The sequence below is a fragment of the Alsobacter sp. R-9 genome (assembly GCF_054612375.1).
The window spans coordinates 286,637-305,693 of record NZ_JBTSWJ010000005.1 but is presented as its reverse complement, the minus strand read 5'-3'; the positions used below and the strand labels follow the sequence as shown (position 1 = coordinate 305,693).

General features: G+C 70.7%; 20 protein-coding genes. 11 read left to right on the top strand and 9 right to left on the bottom strand.

Annotated features, from left to right (window positions below; genetic code table 11):
- Window positions 1-22: 22 nt before the first annotated feature.
- Together fabB and fabA are read right to left on the bottom strand one after the other, a co-directional pair.
- Entirely contained in the window at window positions 23-1,246 is a 1,224-nt protein-coding gene (gene fabB, locus ACX9GQ_RS11040) for a beta-ketoacyl-ACP synthase I (RefSeq protein ID WP_459629577.1), read from the bottom strand.
- Between the two features lie 66 nt (window positions 1,247-1,312).
- Window positions 1,313-1,822, bottom strand: a complete 510-nt coding sequence (gene fabA, locus ACX9GQ_RS11035; protein ID WP_459629576.1) for a 3-hydroxyacyl-[acyl-carrier-protein] dehydratase FabA — start codon at window positions 1,820-1,822, stop codon at window positions 1,313-1,315.
- A gap of 222 nt (window positions 1,823-2,044) precedes the next feature.
- Between fabA and irrA the strand changes: the two genes are divergently transcribed.
- Window positions 2,045-2,536 carry an iron response transcriptional regulator IrrA gene (gene irrA / locus ACX9GQ_RS11030; protein WP_459629575.1) on the top strand — a complete coding sequence of 164 codons (492 nt, stop codon included), beginning with the start codon at window positions 2,045-2,047 and terminating at the stop codon, window positions 2,534-2,536.
- Between the two features lie 51 nt (window positions 2,537-2,587).
- On the opposite strand, the gene ACX9GQ_RS11025 is transcribed toward irrA, so the two are convergent.
- Complete coding sequence (locus tag ACX9GQ_RS11025) at window positions 2,588-3,172, bottom strand: SH3 domain-containing protein (RefSeq protein WP_459629574.1); 585 nt, start codon at window positions 3,170-3,172, stop codon at window positions 2,588-2,590.
- 183 nt (window positions 3,173-3,355) lie between these two features.
- Between ACX9GQ_RS11025 and ACX9GQ_RS11020 the strand changes: the two genes are divergently transcribed.
- Window positions 3,356-4,351 carry a 2-hydroxyacid dehydrogenase gene (locus ACX9GQ_RS11020; RefSeq protein ID WP_459629573.1) on the top strand — a complete coding sequence of 332 codons (996 nt, stop codon included), beginning with the start codon at window positions 3,356-3,358 and terminating at the stop codon, window positions 4,349-4,351.
- Entirely contained in the window at window positions 4,351-4,743 is a 393-nt protein-coding gene (locus ACX9GQ_RS11015; protein WP_459629572.1) for a VOC family protein, read from the top strand. The genes ACX9GQ_RS11020 and ACX9GQ_RS11015 overlap by 1 nt, the downstream gene beginning before the upstream one ends.
- Window positions 4,744-4,762: 19 nt before the next feature.
- Here ACX9GQ_RS11015 and cysK read toward each other — a convergent pair whose 3' ends face one another.
- The 6 genes from cysK to ubiE all read right to left on the bottom strand — a co-directional run bounded on the left by cysK (window position 4,763) and on the right by ubiE (window position 10,363).
- Entirely contained in the window at window positions 4,763-5,740 is a 978-nt protein-coding gene (gene cysK, locus ACX9GQ_RS11010) for a cysteine synthase A (RefSeq protein WP_459629571.1), read from the bottom strand.
- Between the two features lie 91 nt (window positions 5,741-5,831).
- Entirely contained in the window at window positions 5,832-6,284 is a 453-nt protein-coding gene (locus ACX9GQ_RS11005; protein ID WP_459629570.1) for an RrF2 family transcriptional regulator, read from the bottom strand.
- A gap of 34 nt (window positions 6,285-6,318) precedes the next feature.
- Window positions 6,319-6,771, bottom strand: coding sequence for a dUTP diphosphatase (dut, locus tag ACX9GQ_RS11000; protein ID WP_459629569.1), 453 nt, complete (start codon window positions 6,769-6,771; stop codon window positions 6,319-6,321).
- Window positions 6,762-7,976, bottom strand: a complete 1,215-nt coding sequence (gene coaBC / locus ACX9GQ_RS10995; RefSeq protein ID WP_459629568.1) for a bifunctional phosphopantothenoylcysteine decarboxylase/phosphopantothenate--cysteine ligase CoaBC — start codon at window positions 7,974-7,976, stop codon at window positions 6,762-6,764. Before coaBC ends, dut begins: the two co-directional genes overlap by 10 nt.
- Before the next feature lie 34 nt (window positions 7,977-8,010).
- A complete protein-coding gene (gene ubiB / locus ACX9GQ_RS10990; RefSeq protein ID WP_459629567.1) occupies window positions 8,011-9,585 on the bottom strand; it encodes a 2-polyprenylphenol 6-hydroxylase in 1,575 nt (524 codons plus the stop codon).
- Between the two features lie 10 nt (window positions 9,586-9,595).
- Complete coding sequence (gene ubiE, locus ACX9GQ_RS10985; RefSeq protein ID WP_459629602.1) at window positions 9,596-10,363, bottom strand: bifunctional demethylmenaquinone methyltransferase/2-methoxy-6-polyprenyl-1,4-benzoquinol methylase UbiE; 768 nt, start codon at window positions 10,361-10,363, stop codon at window positions 9,596-9,598.
- Window positions 10,364-10,495: 132 nt separating this feature from the next.
- Between ubiE and mutM the strand changes: the two genes are divergently transcribed.
- The 8 genes from mutM (at window position 10,496) to ACX9GQ_RS10945 (ending at window position 18,982) form a co-directional block, all read left to right on the top strand.
- On the top strand, window positions 10,496-11,377 hold the full coding sequence (gene mutM, locus ACX9GQ_RS10980; protein ID WP_459629566.1) for a bifunctional DNA-formamidopyrimidine glycosylase/DNA-(apurinic or apyrimidinic site) lyase: 882 nt from the start codon (window positions 10,496-10,498) through the stop codon (window positions 11,375-11,377).
- Between the two features lie 86 nt (window positions 11,378-11,463).
- Window positions 11,464-12,237, top strand: a complete 774-nt coding sequence (locus tag ACX9GQ_RS10975; RefSeq protein ID WP_459629565.1) for an enoyl-CoA hydratase — start codon at window positions 11,464-11,466, stop codon at window positions 12,235-12,237.
- A 19-nt stretch (window positions 12,238-12,256) separates the two neighbouring features.
- On the top strand, window positions 12,257-13,054 hold the full coding sequence (locus ACX9GQ_RS10970) for a TSUP family transporter (RefSeq protein WP_459629564.1): 798 nt from the start codon (window positions 12,257-12,259) through the stop codon (window positions 13,052-13,054).
- Between the two features lie 139 nt (window positions 13,055-13,193).
- Complete coding sequence (gene rpsT / locus ACX9GQ_RS10965) at window positions 13,194-13,460, top strand: 30S ribosomal protein S20 (RefSeq protein ID WP_459629563.1); 267 nt, start codon at window positions 13,194-13,196, stop codon at window positions 13,458-13,460.
- Window positions 13,461-14,401: 941 nt separating this feature from the next.
- Window positions 14,402-15,877, top strand: coding sequence for a chromosomal replication initiator protein DnaA (dnaA, locus tag ACX9GQ_RS10960; RefSeq protein ID WP_459629601.1), 1,476 nt, complete (start codon window positions 14,402-14,404; stop codon window positions 15,875-15,877).
- 147 nt (window positions 15,878-16,024) lie between these two features.
- Window positions 16,025-17,143 carry a DNA polymerase III subunit beta gene (gene dnaN / locus ACX9GQ_RS10955; RefSeq protein WP_459629562.1) on the top strand — a complete coding sequence of 373 codons (1,119 nt, stop codon included), beginning with the start codon at window positions 16,025-16,027 and terminating at the stop codon, window positions 17,141-17,143.
- A gap of 52 nt (window positions 17,144-17,195) precedes the next feature.
- Window positions 17,196-18,368, top strand: a complete 1,173-nt coding sequence (gene recF / locus ACX9GQ_RS10950) for a DNA replication/repair protein RecF (RefSeq protein WP_459629561.1) — start codon at window positions 17,196-17,198, stop codon at window positions 18,366-18,368.
- Window positions 18,365-18,982: a LysE family translocator gene (locus ACX9GQ_RS10945; RefSeq protein ID WP_459629560.1), complete on the top strand. Its 618-nt coding sequence runs from the start codon at window positions 18,365-18,367 to the stop codon at window positions 18,980-18,982. Before recF ends, ACX9GQ_RS10945 begins: the two co-directional genes overlap by 4 nt.
- Window positions 18,983-19,057 lie beyond the last annotated feature (75 nt).

The following is a 19,057-nucleotide window of genomic DNA, read 5'->3' as shown; positions in this document are numbered from 1 at the left end:
CTCCGTGGTCCGTCCGGGACGCTCAGGCGTCGAGGCGCTTCATCACGATGGTGGCGTTGGTGCCGCCGAAGCCGAAGGAGTTCGACAGCACGGCGCCGAGCTTCGCCCCGTCGACGCGCTTGCGCACGATCGGCATGTCGGCGAACTGCGGGTCGAGCTCCTCGATGTTGGCGCTCTCGCAGATGAAGCCGTTGTTCATCATCAGCAGCGAGTAGATCGCCTCCTGCACGCCGGTGGCGCCGAGCGAGTGGCCGGTGAGCGACTTGGTGGCCGAGATCGGCGGGCACTTGTCGCCCGTGCCGAACACGGCGCGGATCGCCTCGATCTCCTTCTGGTCGCCGACGGGCGTGGAGGTCGCGTGCGGGTTGATGTAGTGGATCGGCCCCTTGTAGGTCGCCAGCGCCTGCTGCATGCAGCGGATGGCGCCCTCGCCCGAGGGGGCGACCATGTCGTAGCCGTCCGACGTGGCGCCGTAGCCGACGATCTCGCCGTAGATGCGGGCGCCGCGCGCCTTGGCGTGCTCCAGCTCCTCCAGCACCAGCACGCCCGCGCCGCCGGCGATGACGAAGCCGTCGCGGTTCTTGTCATAGGCGCGCGAGGCGACCTGCGGGCGGTCGTTGTACTTGGTCGACATCGCGCCCATGGCGTCGAAGAGCACGGACAGCGTCCAGTCGAGTTCCTCGCAGCCGCCGGCGAACATGACGTCCTGCTTGCCGTACTGGATCATCTCGTAGGCGTTGCCGATGCAGTGGTTCGACGTCGCGCAGGCGGACGAGATCGAGTAGTTCACGCCCTTGATCTTGAACCAGGTGGCGAGCGTGGCCGAGGCGGTGGAGGACATCGCCTTCGGCACCGCGAACGGGCCGACGCGCTTGGGGCCCTTCTCGCGGGCGATGTCGGCCGATTCCACGATGGTGCGAGCCGAGGGGCCGCCCGAGCCCATGATGATGCCGGTGCGCTCGTTGGAGATGTCCTTCTCCTCGAGCCCGGCGTCGCGGATGGCCTCGTCCATGGCGACGTGGTTCCACGCCGTGCCGGTGGCGTGGAAGCGCATGGCGCGGCGGTCGACGACCTCGGAGGGATCGAGCGAGGGCGCGCCGTGCACCTGGCAGCGGAAGCCGAGCTCGGCATAGCGGTCGGCCCGCACGATGCCCGACTTCGCGTCGTGCAGGGAGGCCAGAGCCTCCTGCGTGTTGTTGCCGATCGACGAGACGATGCCCATGCCGGTGACGACGACGCGCCTCATGGTTTCGCTCTCCTTGCTGCTCCGCCCGTCCGCCGCGGCCCGGGCGCTGAAATGGGATTGCTGGGCTCAGGAGCCGGTCTTGAAGAGGCCGACGCGCAGGTCCTTGGCCTCGTAGATGCGCCGGCCGTCGGCCTCGAGCCAGCCGTCGGCGATGCCGAGGACCAGCTTGGACCGGAACACGCGCTTCAGGTCGACGCCGTAGACCACCTGCTTGACGCTGGGCAGCACCTGGTCGGCGAACTTCACCTCGCCGACGCCGAGCGCCCGTCCGCGCCCTTCCGCGCCAAGCCAGCCGAGGAAGAAGCCGCACAGCTGCCACAGGGCATCGAGCCCGAGGCAGCCCGGCATCACCGGGTCACCCTTGAAGTGGCAGGGGAAGAACCACAGGTCCGGCCGAATGGCGAGCTCCGCCCGCACGAAGCCCTTGCCGTTGGGGCCGCCCGTCTCGCTGATCTCGGCGATGCGGTCGAACATCAGCATCGGCGGCAGGGGCAGCTGCGCATTGCCGGGACCGAACATCTCGCCGCGTCCGCAGGCGAGAAGGTCTTCGTATTCGTAGCTCGATCGCTGCTGCATGACCCCGGGGGGCTCCGTCCAAACCGCACTCGTCGCGCCGGCGACCGGCCGGCGACGTCGCGCGTGTCCTAACACAGCGTTCGCAACGCCGAAAGGCGCAACGCGCGGCAACGTCCGCCTCCTTTCAGGGGCGGCGCCGGACCGTCCGGAATTGCCCGCGGGTTGCGGCGGCCCGGGTCGGTCCCTATGATACAGGCAGTGTGTCCGACGGTCTCCGAACGAATGTCGTCTTCTTCCAGCGCCGCGCCCGGCCAGGGCCTCCCGGTTTCGCGTTCGCGGGGCTGGCCTGAGCAGAGCGGGTGCCCGTTCCACGACCTGCGCCGCCGCCTCCGGCAGGTTGGCCTGCGCCCCACCCGCCAGCGCGTCGGCCTCGGCTGGCTGCTGTTCGCCAAGGGCGACCGGCACGTGACCGCCGAACTCCTGCACGAGGAAGCCACGAAGGCCCGCGTACCGGTGTCTCTGGCGACGATCTACAACACGCTGCACCAGTTCACGGAAGCCGGCCTGCTGCGCGAGGTCGCGGTGGACGGCGCCAAGAGCTACTTCGATACCAACGTCGGCAACCACCACCACTTCTTCATCGAGGGCGAGAACGTCCTCGTCGACATCCCGCACGGGCAGGTCGAGGTGGCGTCGCTTCCGGTCCCGCCGGAGGGGATGGAGATCGATCGCGTCGACGTCGTCGTGCGCGTGCGCCGCAAGCGCCCGGCCTGAGCGGGGCGCAACCGCCTCGCCTTCGCGCGAGGCGACCGAGCCGACCCGGCTTCAGTCGACCTTTTCGTTGGGATAGACGCCCCACAGGCGATCCTGGGCCATGTAGCCGTCGAAGCCGCCCCCCGAGACGCGGCACCACGTGCCGTCGCAGGACTTCACCGACGCCAGCACGCCCGGCTGCAGCTGCGCCTCGACCTCCGATTTCGCGCTGGGGCGCGTGTAGAGCGGCAGCGGGTCGCCCTTCGACCACGGCGCGACCAGCGCGGTGCGCCGACCCGACAGCAGGCTGTGCAGCACCCAGCCCTCGGCACCCTCAGCGTCGCGGATGCGGCGCCAGGTCTCGAACTCGGCGGTGATCTCCACCGGCAGGCCGGAGCGCTGGAACACCCAGCTCGTGCGGTGGTCCTTGGAGGGGCCTTCGCGCAGGTTCACGCGGTCCGACTTGAGGCTGACGTAGCGCGGCACCGGCAGCTTGGAGACCGGCCCCATCGCCAGCGCCTCGGCGGCGACCGCGCCAGTGGCGCCCGCTCCGGCCAGCGCCAGAAGGGCCGCCGCGAGCGCCGCTGCAGCCCGTCCCGGCCGTTCCCGCCGCATGTCCCGCCGGGTGCCGTGAGCGGATGGCATCGGGTGGGCCATGGCGTGGTCCTCTGCTCTGTCCAAAGGGCGGTCGGGCCGGACGTTGTGTTTGCCCCGAGGCCTCGCTAGAGAGGTCGGGACGCCCGACGCCGGCTTGCCGTCCGTTCTGGCGTCGTTGCGGTTAACGGTCGGTGAAGCGCCTCCCGCGGAGGCGTCGGTCCGGCCCAGCGCTGGGTGGGGGTCATGACCAAGAAGAAGCCGCTCGTCGTCGTCACCCGGCGCCTGCCGGACGTGGTCGAAACCCGCATGCGCGAATTGTTCGACGCGCGCCTCAACGTCGACGACAAGCCGATGACGCAGGCCGAGCTCATGGAGGCGGTGCAGACCGCCGACGTGCTCGTGCCCACGGTCACGGACAAGATCGACGCCTCGCTGCTCGCCCAGGCCGGCGAGCGGCTGAAGCTGATCGCCAACTTCGGCAACGGCGTCGACAACATCGACGTGCAGACGGCGCTCTCGCGCGGCATCACCGTCACCAACACGCCCGGCGTCCTCACCGAGGACACCGCCGACATGACGATGGCGCTGATCCTCGCGGTGGCCCGCCGCATCGCCGAGGGCGCGCGCGTCATCCCGGACGAGACGTGGAACGGCTGGTCGCCCACCTGGATGCTCGGCCACCGCATCACCGGCAAGCGCCTCGGCATCGTCGGCATGGGCCGCATCGGCCAGGCGCTGGCGCGCCGCGCCAAGGCGTTCGGGCTGCAGGTGCACTACCACAACCGCCGCCGCGTGAGCCCGCAGATCGAGGAGGCGCTGGAGGCGACCTACTGGGATTCGCTCGACCAGATGCTGGCACGCATGGACATCGTGTCGGTCAACTGCCCGCACACGCCGGCCACCTACCACCTGCTCTCGGCCCGCCGCCTCAAGCTGCTGAAGCGCGACGCCATCGTCGTCAACACGGCGCGCGGCGAGATCATCGACGAGAACGCCCTGACGCGGATGCTGGAGGCGGGCGAAATCGCGGGCGCCGGCCTCGACGTGTTCGAGCACGAGCCTGCCATCTCCCCGCGACTGCTCAAGCTCGCCCGCCAGCACCGCGTCGTGGTGCTGCCGCACATGGGGTCGGCCACCATCGACGGCCGCATCGACATGGGCGAGAAGGTCATCGTCAACATCAAGACCTTCATGGACGGCCACCGTCCGCCGGACCGCGTGCTGCCGTCCATGCTCTGATGCTGGACCACCTCAGCATCGCCGTCACCGACCTCGAGCGGTCCCGCCGCTTCTACGACGCGGTCATGGCGGCGCTGGGCGTGCCGGCTGTCGGCATCGACGCAGCGGACGGCTGGGTCGGGTATGGCCTGCGGTCGGACGCGGGCGCACCCGAACGGTCCTACCTGTCGCTCCGCCGGTCGGACCGGGTCGTCCCCGCGACGACGGCGCACGTCGCGTTCAAGGCCGCAACGGCTTCGCAGGTGGACGCTTTCTGGCATGCGGGACTGGCGGCCGGGGGACGCGACGATGGTCCTCCCGGCCTGCGCCCGCACTACCACGCGCGCTATTACGCAGCCTTCCTGATCGATCCCGACGGCAACCGGATCGAGGCGGTGTGCCACACCGCCTGACGAGCCGGGATCACCGCGCTCAGAGCCCCTCGAACAGCGCGGTCGACAGATAGCGCTCGGCGAAGGAGGGGATGATGATCACCACGTTCTTGCCGGCCGCCTCGGGCCGGGCCGCGACCTCGAGGGCGGCCGCCACCGCGGCGCCGGACGAGATGCCGACAGGGATGCCCTCGACGCGGGCCAGCGCACGCGCGGTGTCGAACGCCGTCTGGTTGCCGACGGTGACGACCTCGTCGATGACGCTGCGGTCCAGCACGTCGGGCACGAAGCCGGCGCCGATGCCCTGGATCTTGTGCGGGCCGGGCTGGCCGCCCGACAGCACGGGGGAATCCTCCGGCTCCACGGCGATGACCTTCAGCGACGGCCGGCGGGCCTTGAGCACCTGGCCGACGCCCGTGATCGTGCCCCCCGTGCCGATGCCCGACACGAAGTAGTCGACGTGGCCGTGGGTGTCGTTCCAGATCTCCTCGGCGGTCGTGCGCCGGTGGATGTCCGGGTTCGCCGGGTTCTTGAACTGCTGCAGGATGATCGAGCCGGGGATCGAGGCCTTGAGCTCCTCGGCCCGGGCGATGGCGCCCTTCATGCCGAGCGGGGCCGGGGTGAGGTCCAGCTGCGCGCCGAGCAGCGCCAGCATCTTGCGGCGCTCGATCGACATCGACTCCGGCATCACGAGGATGAGCTTGTAGCCGCGGGCGGCGGCCACGAAGGCCAGCGCGATGCCGGTGTTGCCAGAGGTCGGCTCGATCAGCGTGGCGCCCGGCTTGATCGCGCCGGCATGCTCCGCCGCGTCGATCATGTTGACGCCGATGCGGTCCTTGACGCTGGCAATCGGATTGAAGAACTCGAGCTTCGCCAGGAGGTTCGCCTTGATGCCGCGCTCGCGCGCGAGGCGATCGAGACGCACGATCGGCGTGTCGCCGATCGTGTCCGTGATCGAGTCGTAGATGCGGCCGCGTCCGACGGGACGCTCGTCCTGCGAGGCTTTCGAACCAGCCATCGTCATTCCCCTGTCGCTCAGGCCCGTCAAAGGGCGCGACCGACCTTAGACAAACCACGTGAGAATGTCGATGAAGCTGAATTCACACGATCTAGATCGTGAAATCGGCCTCGGCGGGGGCGTCGCCGAACACGCCGGTCGTCTCCGCCTGGCGGCAGAGGTCGTCGACGGTCACGGCGTCGAGTTCGCGCAGGAACGATCCGCCGGCGTGGGCCACCATCGGGCCGACGACCGAGTCGACGAGGCGTGATTCCGGCACCGGCGGCATGGAATCCTCGCCGGTGGAGGCCATGGCGGCACGCACGATGTCGCCGGCCGTGATCCGGCGGCGCTCGCGGGCGATCTCGTAGCCGCCGCGCGGTCCCCGGACGCCTTTCAGGATGCCCGCGCGCACGAGCGCCTGCAGCATCGTCTCGAGATGGCGCGGCGGCAGGTTGTGGCGGGTGGCAAGGTGCTTGGCCGCGACCGGCGATGGTCGGGCGTGCAAGGCGATGTCGACGACGGCGGCGATGGCCAAGAGGCTTCGCCGGGACAGCAGGATCATTCGGGCCCCTCCCAAACGAGGACGGGCCGCCTGGTCAGTGGCCCGTCGAACCGAAACCGCCCGCCGCTCGCCGGGTCTCGTCCAGGTTCTCCACCTCGACGAGACGTGCGCGCGTGACGGGCGCGACCACGAGTTGCGCGATCCGCATGCCGCGGACGATCTCGAAAGGCGTGGAGCCGTGGTTGATCAGCACCACGCCCACCTCGCCCCGATAGTCCGCGTCCACCGTGCCCGGCGCGTTGAGCACGGTGATTCCGTGCTTCAACGCCAGCCCGGACCGCGGCCTGACCTGCGCTTCGTGACCTTCCGGGAGTTGGAGGCTGAGGCCCGTCGGTACAAGACCCCATTTCCCAGGTTCGAGTGTGATTTTTTCGCTTTCCCCGATTGCTGCAAGGAGATCGAGCCCGGCAGCGCCTTCGCTTGCATAATTGGGAAGAGCGAGACCTTCGCCGTGGGGAAGGCGGATCACACGCACGGTCACACCCATCGCGTGTCCCCCAGTGCTTCGGCGAGCCGTGCCGCGAGGCGGCGGGCGACGGCGTCCTTGTCCATGGTCGGCCACGATTCGACCGCATCGGCCGAGACGATGTGCACCGTGTTGCTGTCGCCGCCCATTACCCCGGTGGCGGGCGACACGTCGTTGGCGACGATCCAGTCGCAGCCCTTGCGCTTCAGCTTCTCCTGCGCGTGCGGGACGACCTTCTCGGTCTCCGCCGCGAAGCCGACGACCAGCCGGGGCCGCCCCTCCGCGCGCCGCGCGATGGTGGCAAGGATGTCGGGGTTCTCGACGAGGGCCAGCGGAGGCGGGCCCTTGCCGTCCTTCTTCAGCTTCTCGCCGCCCTCCGCCGCGACGCGCCAGTCCGCCACCGCGGCGCAGAAGACGGCGGCATCGGCCGGCAGCGCGGCCTCGACCGCCTGCAGCATCTGGCGCGCGGTCTCCACGTGCACCACAGACACCCCCTGCGGATCGGGGATCGTGACCGGACCCGACACCAGCGTCACGCGCGCGCCGAGCGCCGCGCAGGCGCGGGCGATGGCATGGCCCTGCTTTCCGGACGAGCGGTTGGCGATGTAGCGCACCGGGTCGATCGGCTCGTGCGTGGGACCGGAGGTCACCAGCACATGGCGCCCGTCGAGGGGGCCGGGGCCCACCGGCCGCAGAAGGCCGTCCACCGCGGCGGCGATGGCCTCCGGCTCCGCCATGCGGCCGGGGCCATACTCGCCGCACGCCATGTCTCCGTCGTCCGGCCCGACGAAGGCGATGCCGTCGGCGCGCAGGGTCGCGACGTTGCGCTGCGTGGCGGCGTGCAGCCACATGCGGACGTTCATGGCCGGGGCGACGAGCACCGGCTTGTCGGTGGCGAGCAGCACCGTCGAGGCGAGGTCGTTGGCGAGGCCATGCGCCATCTTCGCGAGCAGGTCGGCCGTCGCCGGCGCGACGACGAGCAGGTCGGCGTCCCGAGACAGCTCGATGTGCCCCATCGCCGCCTCGTCGGTCAGCGAGAAGAGGTCGCTGTACACGGTGTCGCCGCTCAGGCCGCCGGCGGAGAGCGGCGTGACGAACTGCTGCGCCGCCGAGGTGAGGACGCAGCGGACCGCATAGCCGCGCTTGCGCAGCGCGCGGATGAGTTCGAGCGCCTTGTAGGCGGCAATGCCCCCGCCGATGACGAGGAGGACGCGTGAAGTGCTCATGGCGGGCCGACCTGTCCGTTCGCCGCGCAGGTTGTCACGAGCCCAGCCGGACCGCCAGCGCCAGCAGCGCTGCCGCGATCGCCCACAGCGCGGCGTTGCCCCACCGCGCACGCCGTGCCTCGGCGCGGCCGATGGCCTCGACGCTGTCCGGCGCCAGCGGGAAGCCGCGCTCGGCGCCCTCCTCCAGGGAGGTCGCGAGCCGCTCCAGCCGCGCCGCCATGCGCGGCAGGCTGCCGACCATCGCGGCCATGGACAGCGCGCCGCGGCCCGCCTCCTCGATGCGCCCGACCGGCCCGAGGTTGCGCTCGATCCACTCGCGTACCACCGGCTCGGCCGTGGTCCACATGTTGAGGCGCGGGTCGAGGTTGCGGGCCACGCCTTCCACCACGACCATCGTCTTCTGCAGCATCACCAGCTCGGTGCGCGTGCGCATGTCGAAGAGGGCGGTGATCTCGAACAGCAGCGTCAGCAGCTTGGCCATCGAGATCTGGTCGGCGGTGCGGCGGTGGATCGGCTCGCCGATGGCCCGGATCGCCTGCGCGAAGTCCTCGACCGAGTGGTGCGCCGGCACGTATCCCGCCTCGAAGTGCACCTCGGCGACCTTGTGGTAGTCGCGCGTGATGAAGCCGAGCAGGATCTCGGCCAGGAAGCGCCGTTCCCGCGGCCCGAGCCGGCCCATGATTCCGAAGTCGACCGCGCACAGCCGCCCCTGCGGGTCGACGAAGAGGTTCCCGGGGTGCATGTCGGCATGGAAGAAGCCGTCCCGCAGCGCATGCCGCAGGAAGGACTGGATCACGATCCGCCCCAGCGCCACGCGGTCGTGCCCGGCCTTCTCGATCTCGCCGATGGCGTTGAGCGGCAGGCCCTCCACCCATTCCATGGTCAGGACGTCGCGGGCAGTGCGGTCCCAGTCGACCTCCGGCACCCGGAAGTCCGGGTCGTCCCTGGTGTTCTGAGCCATCTCCGAGAGGGCGGCCGCCTCCAGCCGCAGGTCCATCTCCATGGCCACCGAGCGCGCCAGCGTGTCGACGACGCCGACCGGCCGCAGGCGGCGCGTCTCCGGCGCGATGCGCTCCATCATGCGCGCCGCGAAGGCCATCGCCGCGAGGTCGCGGCGGAACCGGCTGCGCACGCCCGGCCGCAGCACCTTGACCGCGAGGGTCTGCTGGCCGTCCGGGCCCTGGACGGTGCCGCGGTGGACCTGCGCGATCGAGGCGGCCGCGACGGGATCGCTGAGATGGACGAAGACCTCGTCGATCGGCTGCCCGAGGGCCGCCTCGATCGTCGCCACCGCCTCCGCCTGCGGAAAGGCCGGCATGCGGTCCTGCAGCGCCTCGAGGTCGCGCGCGACCCGCGTGCCGACGACGTCGGGGCGGGTGGCGAGGAACTGGCCGAACTTGACGTAGGACGGCCCGAGCCGCGTCAGGGCCTTGGCGAGCCGCTGCGCGCCGTCGCCCGCATCGCGCCGCTCGATCCGCCGCGCCAGCCACAGGCCGAAGCGTACGATGGGCGGGAACTCGGCCGGGTCGACGAGCCCGAAGGCGCCTTCGCGCGCCAGCACGAAGCCGACCCGCGCGAGGCGGAAGGCATGGACGATGCCGCTCAGCACGTGGGACCGCTCACAGTTTCCAGCCGGAGTGCAGGCGTACGATGCCGCCCGACATGGCCCGGTGCGTCACGCGGCCGAAGCCGGCGTCGCGGATCATGCGGGCGAACCGCTCGGGCCGGGGGAACTTGCGGATCGACTCGACGAGATAGCGGTAGGGCTGGCCGTCGCCGGTCACCACCTTGCCCATCGCCGGCACGACCGCGAAGGAATAGGCGTCGTAGATCGTCTCGAGCAGCGGCACGTCGACCTGCGAGAACTCGAGGCACAGGAAACGCCCGCCGCGCTTGAGCACCCGGTACGCCTCCGAGAGCGCGAGTTCGATCCGCGGCACGTTCCGGATGCCGAAGGCGATGGTGTAGGCATCGAACCGGCGGTCGGGGAACGGCAGGCTCTCCGCGTTGCCTTCGACGAACTCGATCTGCTCCTCGAACCGCGCGGGCGTGCGTTCGCGGCCGACGGCCAGCATGTCGGGGTTGATGTCGAGCACGGTGACGTGCGTCCTGGGGCCCGCGGCGTCGAGCACGCGGAAGGCGATGTCGCCGGTGCCGCCGGCCACGTCGAGATGGGCGAAGGCGCGGTCGCGCGGCGGGCGCAGCGACGACACCAGCGCGTCCTTCCAGGCCCGGTGGAGGCCGGCGGACATGAGGTCGTTCATCAGGTCGTAGCGCCGCGCCACCTTGTGGAACACGTCGTCGACGAGATCCTGCTTCTTGTCCAGCGGAACGGTCGTGTAGCCGAAATGCGTCTGCGCGCCGCCCTCCGCGGCTTCGTCCCGCATGTCCTTGCCCGCGCTGCGCATCGTGGCTCCGTCCGTCCGTTTCGGGCGCGGACCATAGCGCCTCGCGTTCGACCGCGCTATGCGTCGCGGCGGACTTTCGTGCGGCCCCCGGCGGGCCCGGAGGAGGGGCGCATGCCCGAACTGCCCGAGGTGGAGACGGTGAGGCGCGGCCTGGCGCCGGCCATGGTCGACGCGCGGCTCGAGCGGGTCGAGCAGCGCCGCGCCGACCTGAGGTTCCCCTTTCCGGACGGCTTCGCCGCCCGCCTGCAGGGCCGGACGATCATGGCCCTCGGCCGCCGCGCCAAGTATCTCCTCGCCGATCTCGACGACGGGGAAGTGCTGGTCATGCACCTCGGGATGACCGGCCGGTTCACCGTGGCGCTGCCGGAGGGCGACGTCCGGCCGGGCGAGTTCCACCACGAGGCCGGAGGGCTCGCGGCCCACGACCACGTCGTGTTCCACCTCTCGAACGGCGCCCGCGTGACCTACAACGACGCGCGCCGCTTCGGCTTCATGACGCTCGTGCGGCGCTCCGCCCTCGAGGAACACCCCCTCTTCAGGGGCATCGGCGTCGAGCCTCTTGGCAACGCACTCGACGGAGAACTCCTGGCGCGTCTCTTCGCGGGGAAGGCGGCACCGCTGAAGGCCGCGCTGCTGGACCAGCGCCTGATCGCGGGGCTCGGCAACATCTACGTGTCGGAGGCGCTCCACCGCGCCGGCCTCTCGCCGCGCCGCGCAGCCGGCACGCTAACGCGCAGGGACGGCAGCCCCACCGCCGGGGCGACGCGGCTCGCGGCAGCGATCCGCGCGGTGCTCGAGGAGGCGGTGGCGGCGGGCGGCTCCACCCTGCGCGACTATGCCCACACGGACGGCTCGCTCGGCTACTTCCAGCACGCCTTCCGCGTCTACGACCGGGAGGGGCAGCCCTGCCCCACCCCCGGTTGCGGCGGGGTCGTGCGCCGGACCGTCCAGTCCGGTCGCTCGACCTTCTATTGCGGGGTGTGCCAGCGCTGACCCGCCCTGCGCCGTCGGCACCCGTCGCCTCCTTGCGGCGGCGCCGGCACTCGGCTAGCCCTTGCCTTCGAACGGGAGGAACCGCGATGGCCTACGAGAACATTCTGGTCGAGACGCACGGCAAGGTCGGCCTTGTCCGCCTCAACCGGCCGCAGGCGCTCAATGCGCTCAACTCCGCCCTCGTCGCCGAACTGAACGAGGCCCTCGACGGCTTCGAGAAGGACCCCGGCATCGGCTGCATCGTGATCACCGGCTCCGAAAAGGCCTTCGCCGCCGGCGCCGACATCAAGGAGATGCAGGACAAGACCTATCCGGCGACCTACCTCGACGACTTCATCACCGCGTGGGACCGGGTGGCGGCGCGGCGCAAGCCGATCGTCGCGGCGGTGGCCGGCTTCGCGCTCGGCGGCGGCTGCGAGCTGGCGATGATGTGCGACTTCATCATCGCCGCCGACACGGCGAAGTTCGGCCAGCCCGAGATCAAGCTCGGCGTGATGCCGGGCGCCGGCGGCACGCAGCGCCTGACCCGCTTCGTCGGCAAGGCGAAGGCGATGGAGATGTGCCTGACCGGACGCATGATGGACGCGGCCGAGGCCGAGCGGTCCGGCCTCGTCTCGCGGGTCGTCCCCGCTGCCGATCTCGTCGACGATGCGCTGCGGACGGCCGCGGCGATCGCCGGCATGTCGCTGCCCATCGCCATGATGACGAAGGAAAGCGTCAACCGCGCCTACGAGACGACGCTCGCCGAGGGCATCCGCTTCGAGCGGCGGGTGTTCCACGCGATGTTCGCCACCGCCGACCAGAAGGAAGGCATGGCCGCCTTCGCCGAGAAGCGGAAGCCCGCGTTCGGCAACCGCTGACCGTCGCCGGATATCGGGGGTGGAGATCGGGCTGGAGACCGTCGCGGCGCTGGCCGCCGTGGCGCTGTGTGCAGGGTTCTTCGACGCCATTGCGGGCGGCGGAGGCCTGCTGACGGTACCGGCGCTGCTGCTGGCGGGCTTCGATCCCGTCGCCGCGGTGGCGACCAACAAGCTGCAGGGATCCTTCGGCACCCTCTCGGCCACCGTGGCCTTCGCCCGGGCGGGACGGATCGACTGGCGCGACGCGCTGCCCATGGCCGCCGCCGCCGCCGTCGGCTCCGTCGCCGGTGCCGGTGCCGTCCGGCTGCTGTCGCCGACGCTGCTCGCCGCCGCGGTCCCGGTGCTGCTGGTCAGCGTGGCGCTCTACTTCTGGCTGGGCCCGCGCATGGGCGAGGCCGATGTGCGGCGCCGGATGCCGCCATGGCTCTTCGCCCTGACGGTCGCCCCCGTGGTGGGCTTCTACGACGGGATCTTCGGTCCCGGGGCCGGCTCCTTCTATATGGTGGGCTTCGTCACCCTCCTCGGCCTCGGCCTCGTGCGGGCCACCGCGCACACCAAGCTGCTGAATGCCGCCAGCAACGTGGCCTCCCTGCTCTTCTACATCGCGGTGGGGCTGGCCGTCTGGCCGGTGGGGCTCGCGATGGGCGTGTCGGCGATGGTCGGCGCCCAGCTCGGATCGCGCCTCGCCATGCGGAAGGGCGCCGCGCTGATCCGTCCGCTCCTGATCCTGGTCTGCTGCGCCACGGCCGCGCGCCTGCTGCTCGACCCGGCCAATCCGTGGCGCCGGGCCGTGGCGGGCCTGCTTGCCGGCGGCTGACCCGTTGACGCACGGGGGCAGCGTCGCTATAAGCGCGCACTCACAGCGGCCGGGCCTCGCCCGGGCCGTGACCCTTTCACCATTTCCGCGCCGGTCATGGTCCTCCGGGACGGCACGCGGGCGCGACTGAGGACGACCGATGGCCAACACGACTTCGGCGAAGAAGGCGACCCGCAAGATCGCGCGCCGCACCGCCATCAACCGCAACCGCCGTTCGCGCATGCGCACCTTCGTGAAGAAGGTCGAGGAGGCGATCCGCGCGGGCGACAAGACGGCGGCCGCCGAGGCCTTCAAGGCAGCGGAGCCGATCCTGATGCGGGCCGCGCAGAAGGGCATCGTCCACCGCAACACCGCGTCGCGGAAGGTCTCGCGCCTGGCCCACGCGATCAGCTCCATCAACGGTTGAAAGCTCGCGCTAGACTTCGATTGTCTAGCGGCGACTTGACGTCTTCGAGCCCGGCTTCTGGCCGGGCTTTTTTTGTGCCCGCGCGCCCCTCTTCGCGGCGTTGCAATCTTGCATCAGACGCCTGCGATGTATCCTTTGGCGGTCGTTCCCCGTCCATTTACCCATTGACATCGAAGTGTCGAAATTGACGCGGACGGCCGGGGGTTACGTGCCTCCAGCGGACAAGAAAAATGCCTAAATCCCAAGAGCTTACGGGACAAGCGGAGAGGGGGACTTTGAATCCGGCCCCTTCGGCGGGACGGGCGGCTGAGGCGGCAAAAAAAAGGTCGCGGCGCCCCGGTTGGCTGAAGCTTAAGGAATTCTGAACGGTGTCAAAAGGTTGGCGCGGCGCCCGCCAGCTTGGACACGGCCGTGGGGTCCCGGCGGCCTGCCGGGGGGGTTGAGTCGTGTTGCACCCCCCCACCCCGCTGTGTAAGTTGACCTCACCTCGGGGCCCGGCCCCAAGGTTTCAACAAAAACGACCGAAGTAATCGCTCCCGGATTCCGGGGACGACGGTTTGTTGCGTAAACGTCGAGTGACATTTGCGTTTGTCAAATGCGTATTGGCTGTTGAACAGGGGCGGATTGTCCGGCGCGCGTTGAGGCCAACGCGGCGGCGTGCCGGCGGAATTCAGGAGGGGCGGACCGTGCGGCGCAAGACGGATCATTGTCGGAAGGATCGGGAGCTGGTGGACGTCATGAGCTCGCGCCCCCTTCGGGTTGATCAATCGGCGCCTCCCGGCCGGTCGTGTTGAAGGCCCTCTGAACGGGCGCCCCGGCGGCCGAGGCCGCCTCAGAAACCGAAACCGATTTCTTTGGAACAGCGGTGCGCACCGGTGACAGACGGCGCGCGCGAGGTCATGTCGATGCTTCAATCAGAACAGGTGGCGGCGGAGCTGGCGATGACGGATATCGGCAGCCTCGAGCAGCAGCGTGCGGATCGGGACCAGGCGTTCGAGCGGGTCCTCAGGCGTCTTCGGGCCGAACTCGGCGATGACGTCTTCTCCAGCTGGTTCGGCCGGCTCGAGCTGGTCGGTGTCAGCGACGGCGTGGCGCACCTCACGGTGCCGACGCGCTTCCTCAAGAGCTGGATCCAGTCGCACTACCTCGACAAGGTGCGCTCGCTCGCCTCGGCGGAGATCGAGGGCGTGCGCGACATCACGCTCGGCTTCCGCGGGGCCATGACGCGGGCCCACGCCCGCACCGCGGCCGAGCCTCCGGCCGTCGCCCAGGGCGCCGGCGCGGTGAACGGGCGCCATCCGGTGGCCGAGCGGCCCGCCGCGGTCATGGCCGTGCCGGTCGCCGACAGGACGCCCGCGACCGAGCTCGACGGGATCCAGGGTTCCCCGCTCGACCGGCGCCTGACGTTCTCGAGCTTCCTCGTCGGGAAATCCAACGCGCTGGCGCATGCCGCAGCCGAACGCGTGGCCCGCATCGAGGCGGGCGCCGCGCCGCTCTACAACCCGCTCTACATCCATTCCGCGGTGGGCCTGGGAAAGACGCACCTCCTGCAGGCCGTGGCCCACGAGGTCCTCGCCGCCAACCGTCGGGTGATCTACCTGACCGCTGACCGCTTCATGTACGGCTTCGTCGCCGCGCTGAAGGCGCAGACGGCGCTCGCCTTCAAGGAGCGCCTGCGAGGCATCGACCTCCTCGTCATCGACGACGTCCAGTTCCTGCAGGGCAAGTCGATCCAGCAGGAGTTCTGTCACACCATCAACGCCCTCATCGACGCCGGGCGGCAGGTCGTCATCGCCGCCGACCGCCCACCGGGCGACCTGGAGAGCCTCGACGAGCGGGTGCGCTCGCGCCTCGCGGGCGGCCTCGTGGTCGAGATGGGGGCGCTCGACGAGGCCCTGAGGGTGAAGATCCTCGAGGCGCGGATCGCCGCGGCCCGCGTCCACCAGCCGGGCTTCGACGTGAACGCGCAGGTGCTGACCTACGTCGCCCGGGCCATCACGACGAACGGCCGCGACCTCGACGGCGCCGTCAACCGCCTGCTCGCGCACACGACGCTGACGGGCGCGGCGCTGACGGTGGAAATTGCCGAGACCGCGATCCGCGACCTCGTTCGCTCCCGCGAGCCCCGCAAGGTGCGCATCGAGGACATCCAGAAGCTGGTGGCGACCCATTACAATGTCAGCCGGGCCGATATCCTCTCGTCGCGCCGGTCGGCGGGCGTGGTCAAGCCGCGGCAGATCGCGATGTACCTGTCGAAGCAGCTCACGCTGCGGTCCCTGCCGGAGATCGGCCGGCGCTTCGGGGGGCGCGACCACACCACGGTTCTTCATGCCGTCCGCAAGATCGAGAACGCCGTGGGAGCCGACCCGACGCTGCGCGAGGACATCGAGCTCCTGAAGCGGATGCTGCAGGAATAGCCCTGCCGGCGCGGTTCCTGTGAAAACCCCAGCAACGGCCGCGCTTTCGCGCCGTTGAAGCTTGCACGCCGCCGGGGCGCACGCCAATGTGCCTGTCCCGCGCGGCGACCCGCGCGGGAGACCGCCTCCAGGCTCTCGGGAACGGACATGAAGGTCACGATCGAACGTAGCGCCCTGCTCAAGTCGCTGGGGCACGTCCATCGCGTCGTCGAGCGACGCAACACCATCCCGATCCTGTCCAACGTGCTCATCCGCGCGGAGGCGGGTGAGCTCAGCCTGCGCGCCACCGACCTCGACCTGGAGGTGACGGAGAGCATCGCGGCCGACGTCGCCCACGCCGGCGCCACCACGGTGCCCGCGCACGTGCTCTACGACATCGTCCGCAAGCTGCCGGACGGGTCGCAGGTGTCGCTGGAGATGACCGGGGACACCGCGCAGATCCTCATCCGCTCGGGCCGGTCCCGCTTCAACCTGCAGGCGCTGCCGGAATCCGACTTCCCCGATCTCGCCGCCGGCGACATGGGCCATCGCTTCACGCTGAAGGCGACGGAGCTCAAGCGCCTCATCGAGAAGACGCAGTTCGCGATCTCCACCGAGGAGACCCGCTACTACCTCAACGGCATCTACCTCCACACGATGGACAGCAACGGCCGGCCGGTGCTGCGGGCCGTCGCGACCGACGGCCACCGCCTCGCCCGCGTCGAGACCGATGCGCCGCCGTCGGCGGCCGGGATGCCGGGCGTGATCGTGCCGCGCAAGGCGGTCGCCGAGATCATCAAGCTCGTCGACGATGCCGGCGAGGAGGTGACGGTCGAGCTGTCGCCCACCAAGATCCGCCTGACGCTGGGCGCCGTGGTCCTCACCTCGAAGCTGATCGACGGCACGTTCCCCGACTACCAGCGCGTCATCCCCAGCGGGAACGACAAGCACCTCACGGTCGACAAGGGCGACTTCGCCGCGGCCGTGGACCGCGTGTCGACCATCTCCTCGGAACGCGGCCGCGCCGTAAAGATGGCGTTGGCGGACGGGCGCCTGACGCTCTCGGTGACCAACCCCGACTCGGGTTCGGCGGTCGAGGAGCTGGAGGTCGACTACGACGCCCCCGCCATCGACATCGGCTTCAATGCCCGCTACCTGCTCGACATCGCCGCGCAACTGGAGGGCGACACGGCGCTGTTCCGGCTCGCCGATCCGGGCTCGCCAACGCTGATCCAGGATCGCGAGGGCGCGAGCGCGCTCTACGTGCTGATGCCGATGCGGGTCTGATCCCCGCCTCGGCGCCCGTCGCCGCGCGCCGGAGCGGCGGAACCGAGGGCCCATGCCGGACGTGACCGAGCCCCACACCGCCGACGGCGGCGCCGCACCGGCGATCGACCGCCTCGTTCTGGCGAATTTCCGCTCCTACGCGGCGCTCGATCTCGACGTCGACGGGCGCATGGTGGCCCTGGTCGGCGAGAACGGAGCGGGGAAGACCAACATCCTCGAGGCCATCTCGCTGTTCTCGCAGGGCCGCGGCCTGCGGCGCGCCGAGCTCGGCGAGATGGCGCGGGTGCCGGGCGACGGCACCTTTTCCGTATCCGTCAGGCTCGCCGGGACCGGCCGGCGCCTCGGCACCGGCACCGAACGCGCCGACGGGGAGGGGCTTGCCCGCCGCTGCCGCATCGACGGCGCCCCCGCCTCGTCGCCCGCCGCCTTCGCCGACCACCTGCGCCTCGTCTGGCTCACGCCCGCACTCGATGGCCTCTTCACCGGGCCCGCCGGCGATCGTCGCCGGTTCCTCGACCGGCTGGTCCTCGCCGTCGATGCAACGCACGGAACGCGCGTCAATGCCCTGGAACGCGCGCTGCGGTCGCGCAACCGGCTTCTGGAGGACGAGCGCGCCGACCCGCGCTGGCTGGACGCGGTGGAACGCGAGGTGGCGGAAACCGGCGTCGCGGTGGCCGCCGCGCGGCGGGAGGCCGTCGAGCGGCTGTCGGCACTCGTCGCCGCCGGCCGCGAGGGCGCCTCGCCGTTCCCCTGGGCAGCGGTGGCGCTGGACGGTGCGCTCGAGGCCGAACTCGCGACGCGCTCGGCGATCGATGTCGAGGACCTGTTCCGCGACTGGCTGCGCGCCGGCCGCGCCCGGGACCGGGCCGCCGGGCGGACGCTGACGGGGCCGCAGACCTCCGACCTCACGGTTCGTCACGGACCCAAGAATGTCGCCGCGGCGCAGGCCTCGACGGGAGAGCAGAAGGCCCTGCTGGTGGGGATCGTGCTCGCGCACGCCCGGCTCGTGGCGGCGATGACGGGAACCGGGCCGATCGTCCTGCTCGACGAGGTCGCAGCCCACCTCGACCCTCGCCGCCGCGGGGCGCTGTTCGCCATCCTGAGCGACCTCGGGGTGCAGGTGTGGATGACCGGCGCCGATCCGGCGGCCTTTGCGGCCCTTCCGGCCGGGTCCCGGACGTTCGAGGTGACGCCGGGGCGGGTCGCCCCTATAAGGGGCGCATGACGTTCGAGAGCCTTGCGGTCTTCGCCCTTGCCCTCTTCGTGGCCGCGGCCTCGCCGGGCCCCGGCATCGCGGCCATCGTCGCGCGTGTGCTCGGTCGGGGCACCGGCGGGGCGCTCGCCTTCACGGCCGGCGTCGCCATGGGCGACATCGTCTGGCTGACGGTGGCGGTCACCGGCCTCGCGGCCCTCGCCTCCGCCTTCCACGGCGTGTTCCTCGTGATCAAGTACGTCGGCGCCGCCTACCTGCTCTTCCTCGCGTGGAAGTTGTGGTCCGCGCCCGTCCAGACGCAGGTGCTGGAGGCCGGCGTGCCGGCCGAAAAGCCGCTGCGGCTCTTTCTCGCCGGCCTGTCCGTCACCATGGGCAACCCCAAGGTGATGGTGTTCTACCTGGCGCTCCTGCCCAGCCTGATCGACATGACCGCCCTCGACGGCCTTGGTTATGCCGAGCTGGTGGCCGTCACGGCCGGGGTTCTCGCCGTCGTCTTCGGCGGCTACGTGGCGCTGGCTGCGAGGGCCCGGCGCCTGTTCACGAGCCCGCAGGCGATCCGCACGATCAACCGCACGTCCGGGCTGGTCATGGCCGGCGCGGCAGCGGCGATCGCGACGCGCGCCTGAGGGCGGGGAAAAGCCCTCTCCGGCCGTGAAAAAGCCCCCGTTTGTCCTTATGATTTCCACTGCGAATCAACGGCT